This is a genomic window from Actinophytocola algeriensis (assembly GCF_014203735.1).
GTDB classification, from domain to species: Bacteria; Actinomycetota; Actinomycetes; order Mycobacteriales; family Pseudonocardiaceae; genus Actinophytocola; species Actinophytocola algeriensis.
Genome location: NZ_JACHJQ010000003.1, coordinates 104,746 through 124,317, shown reverse-complemented (window position 1 = coordinate 124,317; position 19,572 = coordinate 104,746). Strand labels below are relative to the sequence as shown.

General features: G+C 70.7%; 21 protein-coding genes. 14 read left to right on the top strand and 7 right to left on the bottom strand.

Going from position 1 to position 19,572, the window contains the following annotated elements; translation table 11 throughout:
- Positions 1–40: 40 nt before the first annotated feature.
- Together FHR82_RS12905 and FHR82_RS12900 are read right to left on the bottom strand one after the other, a co-directional pair.
- On the bottom strand, positions 41–2,527 hold the full coding sequence (locus tag FHR82_RS12905) for a DEAD/DEAH box helicase (protein ID WP_184810626.1): 2,487 nt from the start codon (positions 2,525–2,527) through the stop codon (positions 41–43).
- A gap of 10 nt (positions 2,528–2,537) precedes the next feature.
- On the bottom strand, positions 2,538–3,746 hold the full coding sequence (locus tag FHR82_RS12900) for an MFS transporter (RefSeq protein ID WP_184810625.1): 1,209 nt from the start codon (positions 3,744–3,746) through the stop codon (positions 2,538–2,540).
- Positions 3,747–3,789: 43 nt separating this feature from the next.
- On the opposite strand from FHR82_RS12900, the gene FHR82_RS12895 reads away from it, so the two are divergent.
- The 8 genes from FHR82_RS12895 (at position 3,790) to FHR82_RS12860 (ending at position 9,157) form a co-directional block, all read left to right on the top strand.
- Positions 3,790–4,326, top strand: coding sequence for an ArsR/SmtB family transcription factor (locus tag FHR82_RS12895; RefSeq protein ID WP_225944011.1), 537 nt, complete (start codon positions 3,790–3,792; stop codon positions 4,324–4,326).
- Positions 4,327–4,351: 25 nt separating this feature from the next.
- Entirely contained in the window at positions 4,352–5,194 is an 843-nt protein-coding gene (locus tag FHR82_RS12890) for an FHA domain-containing protein (protein ID WP_184810623.1), read from the top strand.
- Positions 5,191–5,982 (top strand): FHA domain-containing protein, encoded by a 792-nt coding sequence (locus tag FHR82_RS12885; protein ID WP_221463770.1) that lies wholly within the window; start codon positions 5,191–5,193, stop codon positions 5,980–5,982. The genes FHR82_RS12890 and FHR82_RS12885 overlap by 4 nt, the downstream gene beginning before the upstream one ends.
- 25 nt (positions 5,983–6,007) lie before the next feature.
- Positions 6,008–6,538: a signal peptidase II gene (locus tag FHR82_RS12880; protein WP_184810622.1), complete on the top strand. Its 531-nt coding sequence runs from the start codon at positions 6,008–6,010 to the stop codon at positions 6,536–6,538.
- Positions 6,539–6,990: 452 nt separating this feature from the next.
- Complete coding sequence (locus FHR82_RS12875) at positions 6,991–7,647, top strand: TetR/AcrR family transcriptional regulator (RefSeq protein WP_221463769.1); 657 nt, start codon at positions 6,991–6,993, stop codon at positions 7,645–7,647.
- A 69-nt stretch (positions 7,648–7,716) separates the two neighbouring features.
- Positions 7,717–8,229 (top strand): hypothetical protein, encoded by a 513-nt coding sequence (locus FHR82_RS12870; RefSeq protein ID WP_184810620.1) that lies wholly within the window; start codon positions 7,717–7,719, stop codon positions 8,227–8,229.
- A gap of 18 nt (positions 8,230–8,247) precedes the next feature.
- Positions 8,248–8,679 (top strand): DUF1266 domain-containing protein, encoded by a 432-nt coding sequence (locus tag FHR82_RS12865; RefSeq protein WP_184810619.1) that lies wholly within the window; start codon positions 8,248–8,250, stop codon positions 8,677–8,679.
- The gene (locus FHR82_RS12860; RefSeq protein ID WP_184810618.1) at positions 8,633–9,157 is read left to right on the top strand and encodes a DUF6328 family protein; all 525 of its coding nucleotides are present in this window, start codon (positions 8,633–8,635) and stop codon (positions 9,155–9,157) included. The genes FHR82_RS12865 and FHR82_RS12860 overlap by 47 nt, the downstream gene beginning before the upstream one ends.
- Here the strand turns inward: FHR82_RS12860 and FHR82_RS12855 are convergent.
- Positions 9,154–9,891: a hypothetical protein gene (locus FHR82_RS12855; RefSeq protein ID WP_184810617.1), complete on the bottom strand. Its 738-nt coding sequence runs from the start codon at positions 9,889–9,891 to the stop codon at positions 9,154–9,156. The genes FHR82_RS12860 and FHR82_RS12855 overlap by 4 nt on opposite strands.
- 176 nt (positions 9,892–10,067) lie before the next feature.
- Between FHR82_RS12855 and FHR82_RS12850 the strand changes: the two genes are divergently transcribed.
- Genes FHR82_RS12850 through FHR82_RS12840 form a run of 3 tightly spaced genes read left to right on the top strand, consistent with a single transcriptional unit; the run spans position 10,068 to position 11,953 of the window.
- Positions 10,068–10,799 carry a YbaB/EbfC family nucleoid-associated protein gene (locus FHR82_RS12850; protein WP_184810616.1) on the top strand — a complete coding sequence of 244 codons (732 nt, stop codon included), beginning with the start codon at positions 10,068–10,070 and terminating at the stop codon, positions 10,797–10,799.
- A gap of 22 nt (positions 10,800–10,821) precedes the next feature.
- Positions 10,822–11,142, top strand: a complete 321-nt coding sequence (locus FHR82_RS12845) for a hypothetical protein (RefSeq protein WP_184810615.1) — start codon at positions 10,822–10,824, stop codon at positions 11,140–11,142.
- 7 nt (positions 11,143–11,149) lie between these two features.
- Positions 11,150–11,953, top strand: coding sequence for a hypothetical protein (locus tag FHR82_RS12840; protein ID WP_184810614.1), 804 nt, complete (start codon positions 11,150–11,152; stop codon positions 11,951–11,953).
- 485 nt (positions 11,954–12,438) lie between these two features.
- Here the strand turns inward: FHR82_RS12840 and FHR82_RS12835 are convergent, their stop codons facing one another.
- Complete coding sequence (locus FHR82_RS12835) at positions 12,439–12,933, bottom strand: hypothetical protein (protein ID WP_184810613.1); 495 nt, start codon at positions 12,931–12,933, stop codon at positions 12,439–12,441.
- Between the two features lie 221 nt (positions 12,934–13,154).
- The gene (locus FHR82_RS12830; RefSeq protein ID WP_184810612.1) at positions 13,155–13,895 is read right to left on the bottom strand and encodes an isocitrate lyase/PEP mutase family protein; all 741 of its coding nucleotides are present in this window, start codon (positions 13,893–13,895) and stop codon (positions 13,155–13,157) included.
- A 123-nt stretch (positions 13,896–14,018) separates the two neighbouring features.
- On the opposite strand from FHR82_RS12830, the gene FHR82_RS12825 reads away from it, so the two are divergent.
- Positions 14,019–14,504 (top strand): methylated-DNA--[protein]-cysteine S-methyltransferase, encoded by a 486-nt coding sequence (locus FHR82_RS12825; RefSeq protein WP_184810611.1) that lies wholly within the window; start codon positions 14,019–14,021, stop codon positions 14,502–14,504.
- Between the two features lie 220 nt (positions 14,505–14,724).
- Here the strand turns inward: FHR82_RS12825 and FHR82_RS12820 are convergent, their stop codons facing one another.
- Positions 14,725–15,255: a bacterial proteasome activator family protein gene (locus tag FHR82_RS12820; RefSeq protein ID WP_184811485.1), complete on the bottom strand. Its 531-nt coding sequence runs from the start codon at positions 15,253–15,255 to the stop codon at positions 14,725–14,727.
- Between the two features lie 76 nt (positions 15,256–15,331).
- Between FHR82_RS12820 and FHR82_RS12815 the strand changes: the two genes are divergently transcribed.
- Entirely contained in the window at positions 15,332–16,540 is a 1,209-nt protein-coding gene (locus FHR82_RS12815) for a cysteine desulfurase-like protein (protein ID WP_184810610.1), read from the top strand.
- A 32-nt stretch (positions 16,541–16,572) separates the two neighbouring features.
- On the opposite strand, the gene FHR82_RS12810 is transcribed toward FHR82_RS12815, so the two are convergent.
- Positions 16,573–17,556, bottom strand: coding sequence for an NAD(P)H-quinone oxidoreductase (locus FHR82_RS12810; RefSeq protein ID WP_184810609.1), 984 nt, complete (start codon positions 17,554–17,556; stop codon positions 16,573–16,575).
- Between the two features lie 147 nt (positions 17,557–17,703).
- On the opposite strand from FHR82_RS12810, the gene FHR82_RS12805 reads away from it, so the two are divergent.
- The gene (locus FHR82_RS12805) at positions 17,704–19,254 is read left to right on the top strand and encodes a M28 family metallopeptidase (protein ID WP_184810608.1); all 1,551 of its coding nucleotides are present in this window, start codon (positions 17,704–17,706) and stop codon (positions 19,252–19,254) included.
- Positions 19,255–19,572 lie beyond the last annotated feature (318 nt).

The window sequence follows — 19,572 nt, the reverse complement described above, 5'->3', positions numbered from 1 at the left end:
TCCATTGTGAGCGGTCTTCAGCGCAGCTCGCCGTGGGGGTTCATTCGAAGAGGTCACGCACCTCCTCCGCGGTCAGCGTGGGCGCGAACAGCTCACCGTCGTCCACGACGCCCTTGAACAGCTCCGCCTTCCGCTTCTGCAGCGCCACCACCTTCTCCTCGATCGTGTCCCGCGCGATCAGCCGGTAGACCATGACGTTCCGCTGCTGGCCGATGCGGTGCGTCCGGTCCACCGCCTGCGCCTCGGTCGCCGGGTTCCACCACGGGTCCAGCAGGAAGCAGTAGTCCGCCTCGGTCAGGTTCAGCCCGAACCCGCCCGCCTTGAGGCTGATCAGGAACACCGGTGCGGTGCCGTCCTTGAACCGGGCCAGCACCTCGGCGCGGTTCCTGGTCCGGCCGTCGAGGTAGCAGTACTCGACACCCTCGGCCTCCAGTCGCTCACGCACGGTGGCCAGGAAGCCGGTGAACTGGCTGAACACCAGCGCCCGGTGCCCGCCGCCGATCACGTCCCGCAACTGCTCCGCCAACGCGTCGACCTTGGCCGACGGCAGGTCGGCGTGCTCGTCGTCGACCAGGCCCGCGTGCAGGCAGAGCCGCCGCAGTGTCGTCAGCGACCGCAGGATCGAGAACCGGTTGTGGTTCAGGTCGTCCAGCAGGCCGAGCACCTTCTGCCGCTCCCGCGCCAGCACCGTCTGGTACAGCTTGCGGTGCTTCGGGTGCAGGTCCACCTCCAGCACCTGTTCCAGCTTGGGCGGCAGGTCCTTCGCCACCTGCTCCTTGGTTCGCCGCTTCATCAGCGGCCGCACCCGCCGTCGCAGCTGCGCCAGCAGCTCGGCGTCGTTGTCCTTCTCGATCGGGCGGGCGTAGTAGTCCTTGAACCTGGCCGGGCTGGGGAACAGGCCGGGCGCGGTGATCGACAGCAGCGACCACAGCTCCATCAGGTTGTTCTCCATCGGCGTGCCGGTGATCGCGAGCTTCACCGGCGCGGGCACCCGCCGCAGGCACTGGTACACCTTCGACTGGTGGTTCTTGGTGTACTGCGCCTCGTCCATGATCAGCCCGGCCCACGAGGCCGCCGCGTACGCCTCGACGTTCAGCCGCAGCAGCGTGTACGACGTGACGACCACGTCGGCGTCGACGGGAAGCGGCCCGCGCTTCGTCACCGCCGCCACCCGCAGGTGCGGTGCGAACCGCGCGGCCTCCGCCACCCAGTTGCCCACCACGCTGGTCGGCGCGACGATCAGGAACGGCTCATCAGCGGCCGCGTGGCAGATCAGCGCCAGCGACTGCAGTGTCTTGCCCAGCCCCATGTCGTCGGCGAGGATGCCGCCGAGCCGGTGCTCCCACAGGAACGCGAGCCACTGGAACCCGTCCACCTGGTACGGGCGCAACTGGGCGTCCACAGTGGACGGCACGGGTGCGCGCGGCACCGAGTCGAGCGACAGCAGTCCCTTGACCTGCCGCTCCCACGCCGACGCCTGCCGTTCCACCACCCCGAGCTGCGCCAGCTCGTCCCACAGCCCGGCCTGGTAGCGGCTGATCTTCAGGGTGCCGTCGGACGCCTCGTGCAGCGAGCGCGCCTCGTCGATCAGCGACCGCAGCGACCGCAGCTCCGGCTTCTCCAGCGAGAAGTACGCCCCGTCCGGCAGCAACAGGTGCGACTTGTTCCTGGCCAGCGCGACGAACACGTCCAGGAACGGCACCTCGCGGCCCTCGACCGTGATGGTCACCCCGAGGCCGTACCAGTCGTTGTCGTCCGGCAGGTCCGATGTGGACACGCCGATCGTCAGCGAGTCGCCGACCTCGCGGTAGTCGGCTGGCTCGCCGTCCGCGGAGACGACCACCCCGGGCCGCGCGAGCAGCGGTAACACCTCGGTGGTGAACCGCATGGTGTCGATGCCCCGCAACCGCCCCGGTTTCAGCCGGCGGCCGTGGCGCAGCCCGAACCCGTCCAGCGGCAGGTCGTCCAGCCCGGCCAGCAGTGCCGACTCGGCCGACCGGTCGCGGTACCCGTCAGCAGGTGCACCCGGCACGGCCCGCACCAGCTGGTCACCGACCTGGTACTCCCACTCCCACGACACCTCCAGCCGGTGTTCGTCGCCGTAGACCGCGTGCACCACGAGGGTCGGCGGGGAGACCTTGGGCGGGCCGTTGCGCCAGGCCTCGGTCGCCGCCATCAACATCGACCACAGGTCGGCCGCCACGTCGGGCGACCGCTGCGGCGACTCGCCCGCCGCGGTCAGCACCAGGGCCACGGCGTGCTTGCAGTCCATGCCGACCGGGCAGCTGCACTCGCCCTCCGCGAACGCCAGCGCCGGGCCGCGCCGGGAGCTGAAGTAGGCGGTGGTGTCGTACGTCTCGCCCCACGAGCCGCGCACCCGGCCCCGCACCGCGCACGCGTCCTCGTCCCACCACAAGGACAGCACCGCACGGTCCCGCGCGTACTTCACGCCACGGGCATAGGAGCTTCGTCCGGCCGCCTCCTCGAGGCCGGAGATGTCGACACCGGACAGCAACGCTGACTGCATGCCGGACAAGCTATCCGGCGGCACCGACAATTTCGGTTCGCCGCGCGGCCGGCGCCGTGACCAGCCAGATCACGCCGAGGCACGCGACCGCGCCCGTCGATAGCAGCGTGGCCCGCGTTCCCAGCACGGTGCCGAGCACGCCGCCGAGGAGGCTCCCCATCGGCACCACGCCGAACACCGTCAGCTCCATCGTCGCGTTGACCCGGCCGAGCAGCGCGGGCGGGCAGACCGTCTGCCGGACCGTCGCCATCACGATGTTGGTCAGCACGATGCAGAAGCTCGCCACGAACCCGCTGGCCACCCACCACGTGAGCCCCCAGCCGGGCGTGGTGAACGCCTGCGCGAGGAACGCGGGCCCGATGCAGGCCGCGCCCAGCAGCAGGGCCCGCACCTGGCCGAGCCACGCCACGAGCCGCCGCGTGAGCGCGGACGCCAGCAGCGCGCCGACGAGCCCGATCACGCCGAGGACCCCGATCACCCCGGCCGACAGCCCGATGTCGCGCACCAGGAAGACGATGCTCACGCCCATCCCCGCCGACTGGCACAGGACCACCGTCGCCGTGTTCAGTGCGATCGGCCGCAGCAGCGGGTGGCGGGCCACGAACCGCACGCCCTCCCTGATCTCCCGGCCGAGGTGGCGGTCGGGGACGCGGGGCACGGGCGGCTCGCGGTGCTTGATCGACCGCACCCACAGCGCCGACCACACCATCGACAGCGCGTCGAGCACGAACACGAACGGCGCGGTCAGCAGCTGCACGAGGAAGCCGCCCGCACCGGCGCCGGTCAGTGCGGCCACCGACGCGTTCGCCGCCAGCTTGGCGTTGGCGTCGACCAGCTTGTCCGCGGGCAGCAGGCGCGGCAGGTACGACTGGTGTGCCACGTCGAAGAACACCGTCAGCACCCCGACCGCGAACATCACCACGTACAGCTGCCACAGCGTGAGCACCCCGAACAGCGCCGCTGCGGGCACGGTCAGCATGAGGACCGCGCGGCCGTAGTCGGTGGTCAGCAGCACGGGCCTGCACCGCACCCGGTCGACCCACGCGCCCGCGACCAGCCCGATCAGCAGGTACCCCAGCGACTCGCACGTCCGCACCAGCGCCACCTCGAACGTCGACGCGTTCAGGGACAGCACCGCGAGCAGGGGTGCGGCGAGGAAGGTCATCCTGGTGCCGAGCTGGCTGACCGCGTCGGCCAGCCACAGCCTGCGGAAGTCCATGACAACACCCTAGCAATTGCTAGGGGGTGGGATAATGGGGAACATGGCCGATCCCGTGCTGCGCGCCCTCGGACACCCGACCAGGCTGCGGATGCTGTCGCTCATGTGGAGCGGGCCGCTGTCCGCTGCCGCCCTGTCCGCCGAGCTGGGCATCTCCCACGGCCTAGCGAGCCAGCACCTGCGCACGCTCGACCGCGCCGGCCTGGTCGAACTGGTCGAGGTGCGGGCGAAGCGGGGTGGCCGGGAGCGGCTCTACCGGACCGTGAAGGGCAGCCCGCTCTCCGACCGCACGGACGCGTCGCCGCTGCTCACCGAGGCCCTGGTGAACAACCTGCACCAGCGGCTCGCCATGCGCCTGCCCGGCTCGGAGATGGTGGTGACCGACGCCGAACTGTGGGTCGAACCCGAGGTGTGGCTCGAGTACCGCAAACGCTTGCACGACCTGACGCACGAGCTGCACGAGCACTCGAAGCCACCACGAACGCCCGGGACGACACCGATCGGGGCAACCTTGATGGCCTTCGAGATGGCCCCGCGAACACTTCCCGGGACCGGTCCCGAGGGGCTCGGCTCATACTGAGAACCATCGGACCCGGGGAGGTCGCATGGACGGGAGCACCCTGTTCGCAGACGGTCAGCGGCTGTCGGGCAGCCACGACAGCCTGGCGTACGGGGTGCCCCGCTCCGCGCCCGGCGCGATCTACGCACTCGCGATCGGCGGCGGGTTCGCCGTCGGCCCCCGGGAAGGCCGCACGGTCGTGTTCGGCCGCAACAAGCCAGAGGTGCACATCTGCATCGGCGAGGACGACCGGCGCGTCAGCCGCCAGCACGGCCTGCTGACCTGCCAGGACGGCCGCTGGTGGGTCAGCAACACCGGCCGCCTGCCGATCCGGTTGCCCGGGTCGCAGTGGCTGTTCAGCAGCGAGGAGTCGCTGCCGCTCGCCGCCGGCTACACACCGCTGTTCGTCCCCGGCACCCGCGGCCGCGAGCACCTGCTCGAGCTGTACGTGGCCGGTGACGACGGCACCCGTCCCGCGCCGAGGCCAGGTGACCTGACCGAGCCGCCCCGCACGTGGCGGCTGCAGGCCGACGAGCGGCTCGTGCTGGTCGCGCTCGGCCAGCGCTACCTGCTGCACGAGTCCGACCCGCAGCCCCTCGGCCGCCAGCAGGTGGCCGAGCAGCTCAACGAGCTGCAGCCCGGCACGTGGACGGCTCGCAAGGTGGAGCACACGGTGACGGCCGTGCGGTCGCGGCTGTCGAAGTCGGGCGTGGGAGGACTGACCCGCGAGGAGGTCGGCGAGCCGGTCGGCAACAAGCTCAACGACAACCTGCTGCGCGAGCTGCTGCTGTCCACCACGCTCGTGCCGCCGGACCTGCGCCTGCTCGAGGACGGCGACGAGAACACCGACGAGAACACCGGCGGGGACGGCGGCGAGGACGCGAGATGACCGGGTTCCCGCCGCGGCCGCTGCCACCGTCACCTGGCGGGCTCGCGGGCGGGGTACCACCGGCACCGCCGGGCAGCCTGTTCGTGCTCGCCGCGGGTGGCGGGTTCGCCGCGCCGCCGCGGCCCGCGTTCGAGGTCGTGTTCGGCCGCAAGGAACCGGACGTGCACGTGTGCATCGGCCCCGACGACCCGAGGATGAGCCGCTTCCAGGGCCGCATCACGCGGGGCGGCACCGACTGGTGGCTGCGCAACGACGGCAAGCTGCCGATCCGGTTGCCCCAGTCCCGCTTCCTGCTGTCCGGCAACGAGATCCCGCTCGCCGAGGGCTACAGCCCGCTGTTCATCCGCACGTCCAAGCGCCGCGAGCACCTGCTCGAGGTGCGGGTCGTCGGCGCGGGCCGCAAGGACACGCTCGTCGGCGCCGACGACCCCACCCACACCGCCGAACCGGAGGGCTGGGACCTCGACCCCGCCGAGCGGCTCGTGCTGACCGCGCTCGCGCTGCGGTACCTGCGGCAGGAACCGCACCCGCAGCCGCAGTCGTGGAAGCAGGTCGCGCTGGACCTCAACAACGCGGTCGGCACCCGGTCGGACTGGACGCACAAGCAGGCCGCGAACGTGGTCCTGAAGGTCCGCGAGCGGCTCATCCCCTACGTCGAAGGGCTGCGCCTGGAGGACTGGGGCGACCCGGCGGGCAACATGGTCAACCACCAGCTGATCCAGGAGCTGCTGCAGACGGCCACGCTGCGGCCGCCGGACCTGCGTCTCCTGGAAACGGGCATCGACTGAGCGGCCATGGCTAGGCTGACGGGCGATGGACACCCAATCGGACACCAAGCAGCCCGTACGCCGGGTACCGCTCGCCCTGGGCATCGCCGCGGTCGTGCTCGTGGCCGACCAGGCGACGAAGTACTGGGCGGAGCGCACGCTCACCGGCCGTGACCCGATCCCGGTCATCGGCGACGTCATCCAGTTCCGGCTGCTCTACAACCCGGGCGCGGCGTTCTCCATGGGCGAGAGCGTGACGTGGGTCTTCACGATCATCGCGGCGATCGCGGCAGGCTGGCTGTTCTGGTACCTGCTGAAGCCGCACCCGAAGAGCCTGGTGTTCGCGTTCTCGCTGCTGCTCGGCGGCGCGACCACGCACCTGCTCGACCGGTTGTTCCGCGACCCGGGCTTCGCGCGCGGGCACGTGGTCGACTTCATCGACTACAACGGCTGGTTCGTCGGGAACGTCGCGGACATCGCGCTGACCTTCGGCGCGCTGCTCGCGTTCGTGCTGACCGCCCGGCAGAAGGACCCCGCCGAGGAGCCGGCCGGGGAACCGGCCGAGTCCCGCGACTAGAGCACCGGCCCCGCGCGCGACGGCACGCGTGAACATCGTGCGTGCCACCTCGAGGTCCGGCCGCATCATGCGGTCCCGCAGCTCGGCATCAGCGGTGGTTCGGCGAGGCAGTCCGCCACGAGTCCGCTCACCAGCCCGACCGTGCCCGGCGCGGTGAAGATCGCCTGCTGCACGGCGGTCGCGGCGGCGAGGTCCTCGGCGAGGGTGCCGGTGTCCGGCAGCCAGCTCCGCGTCTGGTCGCGCCCACCGAAGTAGGCCTCGTAGACCAGCAGCGGGCGGCGCGGCCAGCCGCGGTACAGCGTTCGAGAAAACTCACATCCGGACTTTCGAGGTTAACTGGATGTATGTACAGTCAACGCCGCGGAACGAGACGCGGAGGGGGGATTTGGCGAGGGCGGGCGGCGAATGCTGTGACATGCTCGCTCCGCAAGCTCCGCGAGGAGGTAGAAGGCGTGTCGCCGAGATCGGCCGAGGTCAACGAGCACCTCAGGGAGCAGTCGCGGGAGAAGATCCTCGCCGCGGCGCTGGCCGTGTTCGCCGAGAAGGGCTACCACAACGCGACGATCTCCGAGATCACCGCGCGGGCAGGGGTCTCGCGGGGTCTCATCACCTACTACTTCCCCGGCAAGCAGCAGCTGGCGCACGAACTGCTGAGCCGCTACCTCGACGGCATCGCCGCGCTGACCGGTGTCACCGGCAGCCCCGACGAGCGCCTCGCCGCGATCATCGACGGTGTGCTGTCCGCGGTGCTGGAGAGCATGCCGGTGCAGCGGATGGCGATCAGCCTGATGACGCACCCGTCGACGCGGCCCGCGTTCGCGGCGGTGGAGCAGCAGAAGGACGCCCAGCTGCGGGCCATCGAGGACACGCTGCGCGAACTGTTCGCGGCAAGGGGCGCCGAGGACCCGGCGCTGGAGGAAGTCACGCTGCGCAGCGTGCTGGAGGGCGTCATCTTCAAGGCGACCGTCTACGAGGACACCTTCCCGCTGGAGCGGATGCGCCGCCGCATCTACGCGATGTACGACCTGCCCGCCCCTGGCGGCCCGCTCAGCGGGGACGAGGTCGGCGACCCGCCGCCGGTCGGCCGGCTGCGCGCCCCCGGCGCGTAGATCCACTCGATCCACCGACCCTTTCTGAGCCGAGGGGTCTCCCGGTCATGCACGAAATCGAGGAGTGAAGTGAACGCACACGCACTCGCCGCGTCGTTCGACAGCCCGGCGGGCTTCGCGGCGGTGATGAAGGGGATGTTCTCGGGCGGCAAGGCGAAGAAGGCGCACGCCATCTGGGCCTCCGCACAGCGCAAGGGTGTGTACGAGGCCGTCGAGCTGCGGTTCGCGACACACGAGTCGTTCGGCTACGCGGTGCTCGCGTTCTCCGTCAACGGCCCGCTCGACCTGCCCACCCAGGAACTCCTGGCGGCACAGGCGGATCGCTTCCCGCTCGGCACGATCCGGTACGAGGCGCTGCCGTACTCGACGCTGGCGCCGCTGGGCTGGCACCCGGACAACCATGACCCGGACAACCATGACCCGAACGATCACACCATCTCCGCGCTCGGCGATCCGCACCCGGGCGTGTTCGTGTTCGTGACGACGACGAGCCCGAAGGGCCCGGACCGCCCGTACGTCGCGCACTGCGTGGTCGACGGCAAGGACTACGTCTTCCCGGTCCCCGGCGATCGGCTGCGCTGACATGGTGTACGCCGCCGCGTGCACTGCTCGGCGGCGACGCCGAGGTCCCGGCGTCCGGGATCGCGCTGGTCGAGGAGGCGTTGCGGCAGCGGGCACGAGACGATCCCGTCGCTGCTGGCGTGCCACTGGGCGGAGGGCGTGCACGTCGTGCGGACCTCGCTGGTGGCGGACTGGCTGGCCCGCCCGCAGGCCGCGGAGTACCTGACCCGGGCCGGTGAGCTGACCGCCCGCTGGTACCCGAGCTGGTCGACGGTGCTGTCCGCGCAGCTGTTGCCCGCGTTGCTCAACGACGACGCGCTGGCGGCTGCGCGCCGCGCAACGGCTGCTCCACGACGCGGGCAGTCCGCTGCGGGTGCCGCTGAACGGCGGTTTCGGTCTGGCGGGCGCGAGGTAAACCTGAGGAATGGCGGCGGTATCCCACGACAGTTCATCCGGTACGGAGTCGCGTGACGAGCAACTCGCCCGCAACGTCAGTGAACTGCTCCAGGAACTGCGTGTCGCACAGGCGGGTGTGCAGTTCCTGTTCGGCTTCCTGCTCGCGGTGGCGTTCACCGAGCACTACGCGCGCGCGTCCGGTTTCGAGCAGGTCGTGCACCTGATCGCGGTCGTGTTCGCGACGGCGTCGGTCGCGCTGCTGACCGCCCCGGCCGCCTGGCACCGGCTGCTGTTCCGGCAGGGGCAGCGCCCGCAGATCCTGCGGGTCGCCAACACCTTCATGGTCGCCGGGCTCGCGTGCCTCGCGACGGCGATGACCGCGACCGTGCTGTTGTTGTTCAAGGTCGTGGCAGGCCCGGTCATCGCGACCGTGTTCGCCGTCGCGCTCGCGACGATGTTCGTGCTGTTGTGGTTCGTGCTGCCGCTGCGCACCCGGTGGAACGGCAACGGCGAAGAAGCCGAGGAGTCTCGGACTCCTGGCGCGGGGGACTAGGGCGTCAGGTCGTCGTACCACTCGCTGATCGAGTCGCGGTCGACGTCCGGGGCGTCCTCGAGGGTGTCGAACAGGCCGGTCGCGTCGCTGTCCGCGTCGTCCTCGCGTGGCTCGTAATCCGAGCCTGCACTGTCGGTGCTGCCGCTGTCCTCCGGCTCGTCACCACCGGACAAGGGCGGGGTGTCGGTCGTCGGCTCGCCGTCCTCCGGCTCCGCGGCGGGTTCCCCGCTCTCCCCGTCGTTGTCGCTGCCGTTGTCACTGCCGCTGCCGCTGCTGTCGCCGTCTTCGCCGTCGCCGTAGGGCTCGTAGCCGTTGTCGTTGTCCGTGTCGGTGTCGGTGTCCGTCGGGTCGACTGGGGTGTCGACCGGGGGGTCGTCCGTGTCGGCCGGGCCGGGGGACGGCTGGGGCTCGGGCTGCGGTTCCGGCTGGGGCTGCGGCTCCTGCGTGGTCGGCTGTGCGGCACCGCCCTGGCCGTGGGCGTTCCACGTGCCGAGGCCGGTCGGGTCGTTGTAGGCGTCCTCCGCGATGCCGTCGTCGTTCTCGTCGAGCAGCGCGGTGTCCGCGATGCCGTCACCGTCGGAGTCCCACATGACGTCGTCGACGCGGCCGTCACCGTCGAAGTCCAGCGCGACACCGTCGACGACGCCGTCGCCGTCCACGTCGACGTTCGCCTCCGTGTGGTGGACGTTCGGCGCACCCTCTCCGGTGCCGAAGCTGTACTCGATGTCGGGCATGTGCTCCCCCGGGGCTTCCTGGTCTGGATCTCGGAAGGGTAGATGTACCGGCCGCCGCCGCGGTTCCGCCCGGAGTGTGCCAGGTTTCGGTTTGCTTCGGCGAACAATCGCAACCGGCCGGGAACGGCCACTCCCACCTCCTCGTCGCAGGGCCGATCGCGACCAGGAGGTAGTCCGTGACCACACCAGCCGGCTTCGAAGAACTGCACCGGCTCGCGGGGGAAGCAGCTCGTTTCGCCCGGATCTTCTCCGTCGAGCAGGACGCGGAGAAGACCTTCACCGGCCACGACGAGACCGAGCTGGTCACCGTCGCCGTGAACGCCGACGGCCAGGTCACCGACGTCGAGCTGGCACCGGACTGGGACCGGACGATCGATCCGCGCAAGCTCGGCGCCACCGTGGCCGAGGCCGTCAACGCCGCGACCGCCAACCGGGTGACGGAGTGGGCGGACCGCGTGGCCGAGGCCGGTGCCGAACCCGATGAGCCCGCGCCGCCGCGCACGCCGGCGCCGGTGACGATCAACCCGTCGGCCGCCGCGATCGAGGACCTGCTGTACCTGCTGCACCGCGTCGGCCAGGAGACGAACCCGTCAGAGCGGGGCCGTCGCAGGGCCCCTGAACCCGCGCTGCCCGCGCTGGTGAAGGGGAAGAGCGACGGCGGCCACGTGGTCGTCGCGCTCAACGGCACGACGGTCGCCGAGGTGCGCGTCGAGACGAACACCATGTGGATCGGCGGCGCCAACCACCTGGAGGTCGCGAGCGAGCTGCACAGCGCGTTCGAGGCCGCGTACCGGCGGGCGGCCGAGGAGGCCCCGGTCCGCCGGACCGACAGCGCGGTCGCCGAGCTGCAGGCGCGCACCGCAGACCCACAGGAGTTCGTGGCGAGGCTGTTCGGCCTCGACCGCTGAAGAGAAGAGGGAGGACTCTCCGATGGCCCCGACCCCGGAGCAGTACGACTTGGCGCTGACCGCCTTGCGCGACGACGCCACGCAGTGGACCGGCTGCGCGGACGACCTCGCCGCCGCCAAGTCCACAGCGGACGGTCTCGACCTGGAGGCGCTGCACTTTTCCTACATCGCGGACAAGTGCGGTATCACGCAGCTCTACGCCGACTTCCAGAGCAAGTTCGTCCGCCTGCTCGGCGAGGGCGAGACCACGTGCCGCGGCGTCGCCGACTCGCTGACGGCATCGGCGCAGACCTACCAGCAAGAAGAAGAAGCCGGCGTCCACCGCTTGAACAACGTTTGGTGAGGGAGACATGGGCGGGATTCTGAGTGACGCCGAGTTCCAGGACATCCTCAAGCGCGTGCGGGAGGCGCTGGACGAGATCCCCAAGCAGTTCCAGCGGCTGATCGACAACATCAACTCGGTGCTGGACTGGCTGCCGGGCTTCCTGATGGAGAAGATCAACCAGGCGCTCAAGGCGGTCGGCGACTTCATCGGCAAGATCCTCACGGAGATCGGCAAGATCATCACGCAGCCGGGTGTCCCGTGGACGCTGTGGAACCACGGCAACACGTGGACCGAGCAGGTCGGCGGCAAGACGAGCACGTGGCAGGACGTCTTCCACATCGGTTCGCTGAAGACCGACGACGAGTGGAAGGGCGGCGCGGCCGACGCCTACAAGAACATCCTGCCGCTGCAGCAGAAGGCGCTCGGCGCGGTGAAGAGCGCGGCCGACGAGATCGACGACGTGCTGACCAAGATGGCCATCGCGATCGGCGTGGCGTGGCTCGCCATCGTCGCCGCCATCGTCTCGTTCGTGGTGGAGCTGACCGCGGAGGCGGGTGCGGCGGCGACCGGTGCGGGCGCACCCCCGGCAGCCGCCGCGGCAGGCGTGTCGGCGGCGAAGGTGTGGGGCATCATCGCTGCCGCGCTGGCCGCGCTGGAGGCCTTCGTGGCGGGCTCGCTGCTCCCGTCGATCAAGGACCTGAACCAGCGGATCACCAACAACGAGGGCTTCCCCGGCGGCCACTGGCCGACCCTCACCACTGACATCTCCGACTCCAGCCACAAGGAGAACAAGGGGCAGAACGCCCCCTGGGAGATGTCCAAGGCCTGACCGGGCGCGCGTAATGAGAGGTGGCGGCCGCCGCGGGGTGGCCGCCACCTCTGCGTACGGACCCGGTCTGTCCACAGGGGCGCCACCACGTCGCCCGGGACCGTCGGTGCCCGCGTCTCACGCTGGACAACGGGTCGGAGTTATCCACAGCCCACCCAGTTATCCACAGTTCGGCCCACACGCCTGTACTTTCCGCCCCCAGCTGATAGACTGGCAAGGCGGGACGCCCCCGGGTTCGGGTGGGGGCTGCCGTACGGGCGTTTCGGCCGTTCTGCAGCCAAGTTTGGCTGGGTGTGGTCGTGTTTCCCTGGAGTTTTGCCGAGTTGTCACGTGGGCGGTCTTTGTCCCGCTGCTCGGCCGGCTTTCCTTCAGCGTTCTGAAGGTGCCCTTCGCGAAGTCATGTCCCGCCAAGGCGCGTTGGCTGCTCCGATGTGAGCGCCGGCTGGCGTCCGGCACTCACACCGTGAGCCACCACGTCGCGCGGGCTACGCCGCGAGCGAGTGGTCCAATGCTGCCAGACGGCGTGTCACCGCGATCACCGCGTACGCGGGCGGCAGCGACCTGCCCGGCGCGGGCCGCTCGATCCAGCGCCACCCGTTCCCCGTCGACACCTCGGGACCGGTCGGGATTGTGACGTGGCTCCCGTGTGGAGCCACCACCACCCGCAAGTGAGAGAGATCGGCCGCGATGTTCGGCCGCAGGTGATCGAGTGGCTTCGTGATGAACGTCCAGCGGACGCCGGCCGGGTCGGCCACCACCGGACCGGACAGCATCGCTATCCCCATTTCCGCGCGGACCCTCGCACCCAGTCCCGCGGGCATCGTGACCGCTTCGACGGTCGCGCCGATCGCGACGATGAGCAACCTGTTGCCCACCTGTACAGCGACCGGCCAGCCAAGTAGTTCCTCGTATTCCGCGCGGCCGTGGGCGAGTTCTCGGAGCCACACCGGGGCCGGCCGGTTCGTGATCGAGATTGTCATGGTATTTCCCCATTTATTGTGTCGTACCGGTGAAAACCGGGACCAACTCAGGCTTTCACGGCGCGGATGACCGCCGGTGGAATCAGCGTGGAACCCGCAACCGTGAACGTGCCGCATTGCCGCGGCACCCCTCCTGACCTGGTACGTGTCCTACGTCACAAGCAGAAACCAACCGATCGGTATGTCAATGCCGACCGGATGGTTTCTTATGGGGAATGCGGTCAGTGAGCGAAATACCCGTCGAGGTCACCGTACGTCAGCGTCGCGTCCGATGTGCCGTACGTCCCCTCCGTCAGGATCTCCGCGGCCGCCGCCGCCACGAGCGAGTACGCCGCCGCCGCGATCGCCGGGCCCACGCTCACCCGCCGCACCCCCAGTTCGGCGAGCGCGGAGACCGACGGCGCCCCCGGTCCCGCCATCACGTTCAGCGGCGCCGGGATCCGCGACACCAGCTCCGCGATCACCGCCGGGTCGTACACACCGGGCACGAACACCCCGTCCGCCCCGGCGTCCACGTACGTCTTCGCCCGCGACACCGTCTCGTCCACCCCGACCGCCGACCGCAGGAACGTGTCGATGCGCGCGTTCACGAACAGGTCCCCGCCCACGGCCCGCGCCGCCGCGATCCGTTCCGGCGCCGCGACGAGCCCGTCCTCGATGTTGATCCCGGCCGCGCCCGCGTCCCGCACCAGCCGCACCGTCCGCGCGACGTCGCCGTACCCGCTCTCGATGTCGGCCGTCACCGGCACGTCCACCGCGCGCACGATCCGCGTGACCGCGGCCACGGCCTCGTCGACGTCGAGCCGGTCCCCGTCCGGCACGCCGAGGCTCCACGCGACCCCGGCGCTGGTGGTGGCGATGGCCTCGGCACCTGCCCGCTCGATGATCCGGGCGCTCGCGGCGTCCCAGGCGTTGGGGAGGACGAGCGGCGCGCCGCCGTGGTGGCGTTCACGAAATGTCATGTCCGGTACTCCACCAGCGCGCGCACCCCGTTTCCGGCCGTTTTCGGACATGACCGTGCCCCTGTCCACGTGGATGTCCGAAAACGGCCAGCGCGCACCCGCGCGGACGGGCACGGTGGTCCCATGCGCACCCACACCGTGATGGACAGCCCCGTCGGCCCGCTGACTCTCGTGGCGAGCGACGGCGTGTTGTGTGGGCTGTACATGGACGAGCAGCGGCACCGCCCCGCCGAGGAGATCTTCGGCCCCCGCGACGACCGCCACACCCACGACGTGATCGAGCAGCTGACCGCGTACTTCGACGGCGGCCTGACGGACTTCGACGTGCCACTCGCCATGCACGGCACGGAGTTCCAGCGTCGCGTGTGGACAGAGCTGACGACGATCCCGTACGGCGAGACCACCACCTACGGCGAGCTGGCCGAACGCCTCGGCAGGCCGAGCGCGGCCCGCGCGGTCGGCCTCGCGAACGGCAAGAACCCGATCAGCATCATCGTCCCGTGCCACCGCGTCGTCGGCTCGACCGGCAGCCTCACCGGCTACGGCGGCGGGCTGCCCCGCAAGCGTTACCTGCTGTCGTTCGAGAAGGGCACGCCGGTCCTCCTGTAGCCACCGGAGGCGCGGTGCGCGTGGATGTACAGCCGCGCACCGTGCGCTGGAGGTCCGCGCCGAGCGCGTCCAGGTCCGGGCAGAGCCTGGCACTGGCGTTCAGGAAGACCATGGGGCGAGCGCCGACCCCTAGGTACGACGGCTGGTCGCGGTCCGGCCCGGCCACGACGGTAAGCCCGGCGCACGGGACCGGTCCCCGGCAGAGACGTCAGGGGTGGCGTCAGAGGTACTGACCGGTACCCCGGATGCCCGGCCCTTCCTGCACGTCGCCACCCGAGCCCGGCGGGAGGCCGCGGCGCATCTGCTCCAGCTGCACCCGCGCGGCCATCTGCTGCGCGAACAGGGCGGTCTGGATGCCGTGGAAGAGCCCCTCCAGCCAGCCGACGAGCTGGGCCTGCGCGATCCGCAGCTCGGCGTCCGACGGGGTGTTCTCCTCGGTGAACGGCAGCGACAGCCGCTCCAGCTCCTCCTGGAGCTCCGGCGCGAGCCCGTCCTCCAATTCGGAGATGGACCGCATGTGGATCTCCCGCAAACGATTGCGGGACGCCTCGTCCAGCGGTGCCGCCCGGACTTCCTCCAGCAGCTGCTTGATCATCGTGCCGATACGCATGACCTTGGCAGGCTGTTCCACCATGTCGCCGACCGACTCGGCGTTCTCGCCGTCCGCCAGCGTGGCGGCGCCGACGGGCGCACCGTCGGGGCCCATCACGACCACGTGCTGCGGCTGCTCGTTCTCCTGGCCAGGGTTCATCTGCACGAGTCCGAGGGTAGCCGTCACGAGCACCCCCCAAACGAGCCCCCCGCGTGGCTCCGTACGGTGTTGAGCCATGGCGTTCGACGTCGCTGCGATTCGGGGCTGGTTCCCCGCGTTGGGTGATGGCTGGATCCACCTGGACGCCCCAGCGGGTATGCAGGTGCCGGAGCAGGTCGCCACCGCCGTCTCCACCGCGCTGCGCGCGCCCGTGTCGGGGCCGGGTGGCGTGTTCCCCGCCTCCCAGCGCGCGGAGGCCATCGTCGACGCCGCCCGCCGCGCCATCGCCGACCTGGCCGGCTGCGACCCGGCCGGCGTCGTGCTCGGGCCGAACCCCGCGGTGCTGCTGCAGCGGCTCGCGGAGGCCGTCGGCGGGGGCTGGGTCATCGGCGACGAGGTGACCGTGTCCCGGCTCGACCACCAGCAGAACATCGCGCCGTGGCTGCGGGTCGCGCAACGCGCGGGCGCGACCGTGCGGTGGGCCGAGATCGACATCGAAACGTGCGAGTTGCCCGCGTGGCAGTACGAGAGCCTGATCACGCACCGCACGAAGGTCGTGGCCGTGACCGCCGCGTCCGGGGTCGTCGGCACCCGCCCGGACCTGAACAAGATCACCGCGCTCGCGAAGGAGACCGGGTCGCTGGTCGTGGTCGACGCCTCGTCGGCGGCGCCGTTCGTGCCGCTGGACATCAAGGCCATGGGGGCCGACGTGATCGCGGTGAACGCGACCGCGTGGGGCGGGCCCTCGGTCGGCGCGCTCGCGTTCGCCGACCCGTCGCTGCTGGACCGGCTGCCGGCGTGCGCGCTGGGCCCCAACCAGACGGGGCCGGGGCGGATGGAGCTGGGGCAGCACGCGTATCCGCTGCTCGCGGGCCTGGTCGCGTCCGTGGACTACCTCGCGAGCCTCGACGACGCCGCCACCGGCAGCCGCCGCGACCGCCTGCGGACCTCCGTCGGTTCCGCCAAGTCCTACCAGGCGGGCATGCTCGGCAAGCTGATCTCCGAGCTGCGCGGCCTGCTGCACGTGACGGTCATCGGCGACGCCATGCGCCGCATCCCGGCGCTCGCGTTCACGGTCACCGACGTCAAGGCGTCCACCGCGATCGTGCACCTGGCCGACCGCGGCATCTGCGCGTTCGCCGACGACGTGCCGAGCGGCGTGTTCGCCGCGCTCGGGGTGTCCGAGGTCGGCGGCGCGGTGCGCGTCGGTCTCGCGCACTACACGACGTCGGCGGAGATCGACGCGCTCGTCGAGGCCGTCGCCGCGCTGACATCGATCAGCTAGCCGATCAGCCGGTGCCGGTCAGCCGGCGCCGGTCAGCCGGGCATCTTCAGCACGAGCTTGCCGAGGATGCCACCCTCCTCGAGCTTGCGGTGCGCCTCGCCGGCCTGCTCGACCGGCAGCACCTCGTGCGTGATCGGCTTGACCTCGCCCGCGTCGATCAGCGGCCACAGCTTCTCGACCAGCTCCTGGCAGATCGCGGTCTTCTCGGCGACCGGCCGGTAGCGCAGGGACGTCGCGGTGACCGTGCCGTTCTTCGCCAGCAGCTTGCCGATGTTCAGCTCGCCCTTCACCCCGCCCTGCATGCCGATGACGACGAGCCTGCCCAGCCGCGCGAGCACGTCGACGTTGCGGGGCAGGTACTTCGCGCCCATGTTGTCGAGCACCACGTCCGCACCGCGGCCGTCGGTGGCTTCCTTGACCGCCTCGACGAAGTCCTGCTCGCGGTAGTTGACGAGGATCTCCGCGCCCAGCTCGGCACACCGCTCGAGCCGCGCCGCGGAACCCGCGGTCACGGCGACCCGCGCACCGACCGCCTTCGCGACCTGGATCGCGTGCGTGCCGATGCCACCAGCGCCGCCGTGCACGAGCAGCGTCTCGCCCGCGGTCAGCCCGGCCACCATCACCACGTTCGACCACACCGTGGCCGCGACCTCGGGCAGCCCCGCCGCGGTCACTACGTCCACAGTGGACGGAAGGGGCATGACCTGTCCGGCGGGCACCACGACCTTCGTCGCGTAACCGCCGCCCGCGAGCAGCGCGCACACCTGGGCCCCGACCTCCACCCCGGTCACGCCGTCACCGAGCGCGGCGACCGTGCCGGCGCACTCCAGGCCCGGCACGTCCGTCACCCCGCGCGGTGGCGCGTAGTTGCCTTGCCGCTGCAGCAGATCGGCGCGGTTGACGGCGGTGGCGGCGACGTCCAGGACGACCTCGCCTGGGCCAGGCCGCGGATCGGGTTGCTCCGTCCAGGCCAAGACTTCCGGACCGCCCGGTTGCGTGATCGTGATCGCGTGCATACAAGAACGGTAAACGGTCGTGCATAACAGTCCGTGTGCAGGGCTTGACCAGTGCGGAGTTCCCGACAAAGCTGCGCACGCCGGGCGTGGCGATCGAGATCGGGACGATCCGCCCCGGTGTCTGAGCCTAAGACGAGAGGAACCTTCATGCCGTCCGCAAAGACGACACTCCGCGCCGGGGTCGCGTTACTCGCGGCCGCGACCGGCGTCGGTCTCGCAGCCGTGCCCGCAGCGGCAGGTCCAGCGGCGCTGCCCGCCGTGCCCGATGGGCCAGCACTGGCCCGCCAGCTGGTCAACAAGGTCAAGGTGTCGAACACCAACCGCCACCTGATCGCACTGCAGCGCCTCGCCGACCGCAACGGCGGCAACCGTGGTGCGGGCACCGACGGCCACGCCGCGTCAGCCGAGTACATCGCCACGAAGCTCGAGGCGGCCGGGTACACGGTCGAGCGGCAGGAGTTCCCGTTCGTTTACGACGAGACCCGCGGTGCGTCGCTCACCGTGGCCGGGACCGCATTCCCCATCATTCGGATGAGCTACAGCGAGTCGACGCCCGCAGGCGGCGTCACGAGCACGCTGCACGTGGTGCCGCCGGACGCGACCCCGGGCTGCGAGGTGACCGACTACGCGGGCGCCGAGGGCAAGGTCGCGCTGATCAGCCGCGGCGCGTGCACGTTCGGCGCGAAGGCCGCCGCCGCCGGTGAGGCAGGCGCCGTCGCCGTGGTCATGTACAACAACACTCCCGGTGCCCTGAACGGCACGCTCGGTGAGCCGCTGCCCGGCAGCGCGCCCGCCGGTGGCGTCACGCAGGCCGAGGGCCAGGCCCTGGCGGCGCAGCACGGCGCCGAGGTCAGCATCGACCTGCAGGGCTTCATGGAGGACCGCGTCTCGTACAACGTCATCGCGGAGACCCAGACCGGCCGCCACAACAACGTCGTCATGGCAGGCGCGCACCTGGACAGCGTCGCCGACGGCCCCGGCATCAATGACAACGGCACCGGTTCCGCGGCGCTGCTGGAGACCGCGCTGCAGCTCGGCGGCTCCCCGAAGGTCAACAACGCGGTGCGCTTCGCGTGGTGGAGTGCCGAGGAGCTCGGCCTCATCGGGTCGGAGTACTACGTGAACAGCCTCGACTTCGAGGAGCAGCTGAACGTCGCGCTGTACCTGAACTTCGACATGATCGGCTCGCCGAACGCGGGCTACTTCGTGTACGACGGCGACGACTCCGACGGTGTCGGCTCGGGTGCTGGCCCGTACGGCTCGGCCCAGATCGAGCAGGCCTTCGTCGACTACTTCGACTACACCGGCGTCCCGCTCGAGGGCAAGGACTTCGACGGCCGCTCCGACTACGGTGAGTTCATCCTCAACGGCATCCCCGCGGGTGGTCTCTTCACCGGTGCGGAGGTCGTGAAGACCGAGGACCAGGCCAACAAGTGGGGCGGCATCGCGGGCGAGGCCTTCGACAAGTGCTACCACCAGGCCTGCGACAACCTGGGCAACGTCGATCGGGTGGCCCTGGACCGCAACTCGGACGCCATCGCCTTCGTGCTCGGCTCCTACGCCATCAGCACCGAGGACATCAACGGCGTCCCGCCGCGCAGCGCCCGCGCCAAGACCCGTGCCGCCGCCGCCCGCGCCGCGGCCGCGTCGGTGGCAACCGCGGAGCCGGACGACCACCACCACGGCGTCCTGATCTGAGTTCTCGCGCAAGAAGGGGCCGCACCCACATGGGTGCGGCCCCTTTGTCGAAGTTCAGTGATGGCCCGAAGCACCCGGACTGGCGTGGACCCTCTCCGGACAACCCGGGAAAGCTGCCCTGACGGAGGGGTCAACATCGTCGAGGCGCGCGGGAGGTGCGTTGTGCGCATTCGAACGCCCGAACCCCGGCGCTGCTCCGCAATCACGACCGAGCCGATGCTGTCGGCTCACCCGCGGGGTCGCAGCGAGCTGCGGACCACCACGCCCGTAACCTGCATTACCACGGCACCACCTGCCCTTTCCCAGCGGGCCTACTCG

Coding starts and splice junctions, on each gene's coding strand:
- FHR82_RS12905 (WP_184810626.1), bottom strand. CDS start 2,527: ATGCAGTCAGCGTTGCTGTCCGGTGTCGACATCTCCGGCCTCGAGGAG.
- FHR82_RS12900 (WP_184810625.1), bottom strand. CDS start 3,746: ATGGACTTCCGCAGGCTGTGGCTGGCCGACGCGGTCAGCCAGCTCGGC.
- FHR82_RS12895 (WP_225944011.1), top strand. CDS start 3,790: ATGGCCGATCCCGTGCTGCGCGCCCTCGGACACCCGACCAGGCTGCGG.
- FHR82_RS12890 (WP_184810623.1), top strand. CDS start 4,352: ATGGACGGGAGCACCCTGTTCGCAGACGGTCAGCGGCTGTCGGGCAGC.
- FHR82_RS12885 (WP_221463770.1), top strand. CDS start 5,191: ATGACCGGGTTCCCGCCGCGGCCGCTGCCACCGTCACCTGGCGGGCTC.
- FHR82_RS12880 (WP_184810622.1), top strand. CDS start 6,008: ATGGACACCCAATCGGACACCAAGCAGCCCGTACGCCGGGTACCGCTC.
- FHR82_RS12860 (WP_184810618.1), top strand. CDS start 8,633: ATGGCGGCGGTATCCCACGACAGTTCATCCGGTACGGAGTCGCGTGAC.
- FHR82_RS12855 (WP_184810617.1), bottom strand. CDS start 9,891: ATGCCCGACATCGAGTACAGCTTCGGCACCGGAGAGGGTGCGCCGAAC.
- FHR82_RS12845 (WP_184810615.1), top strand. CDS start 10,822: ATGGCCCCGACCCCGGAGCAGTACGACTTGGCGCTGACCGCCTTGCGC.
- FHR82_RS12840 (WP_184810614.1), top strand. CDS start 11,150: ATGGGCGGGATTCTGAGTGACGCCGAGTTCCAGGACATCCTCAAGCGC.
- FHR82_RS12835 (WP_184810613.1), bottom strand. CDS start 12,933: ATGACAATCTCGATCACGAACCGGCCGGCCCCGGTGTGGCTCCGAGAA.
- FHR82_RS12830 (WP_184810612.1), bottom strand. CDS start 13,895: ATGACATTTCGTGAACGCCACCACGGCGGCGCGCCGCTCGTCCTCCCC.
- FHR82_RS12825 (WP_184810611.1), top strand. CDS start 14,019: ATGCGCACCCACACCGTGATGGACAGCCCCGTCGGCCCGCTGACTCTC.
- FHR82_RS12820 (WP_184811485.1), bottom strand. CDS start 15,255: ATGAACCCTGGCCAGGAGAACGAGCAGCCGCAGCACGTGGTCGTGATG.
- FHR82_RS12815 (WP_184810610.1), top strand. CDS start 15,332: ATGGCGTTCGACGTCGCTGCGATTCGGGGCTGGTTCCCCGCGTTGGGT.
- FHR82_RS12810 (WP_184810609.1), bottom strand. CDS start 17,556: ATGCACGCGATCACGATCACGCAACCGGGCGGTCCGGAAGTCTTGGCC.
- FHR82_RS12805 (WP_184810608.1), top strand. CDS start 17,704: ATGCCGTCCGCAAAGACGACACTCCGCGCCGGGGTCGCGTTACTCGCG.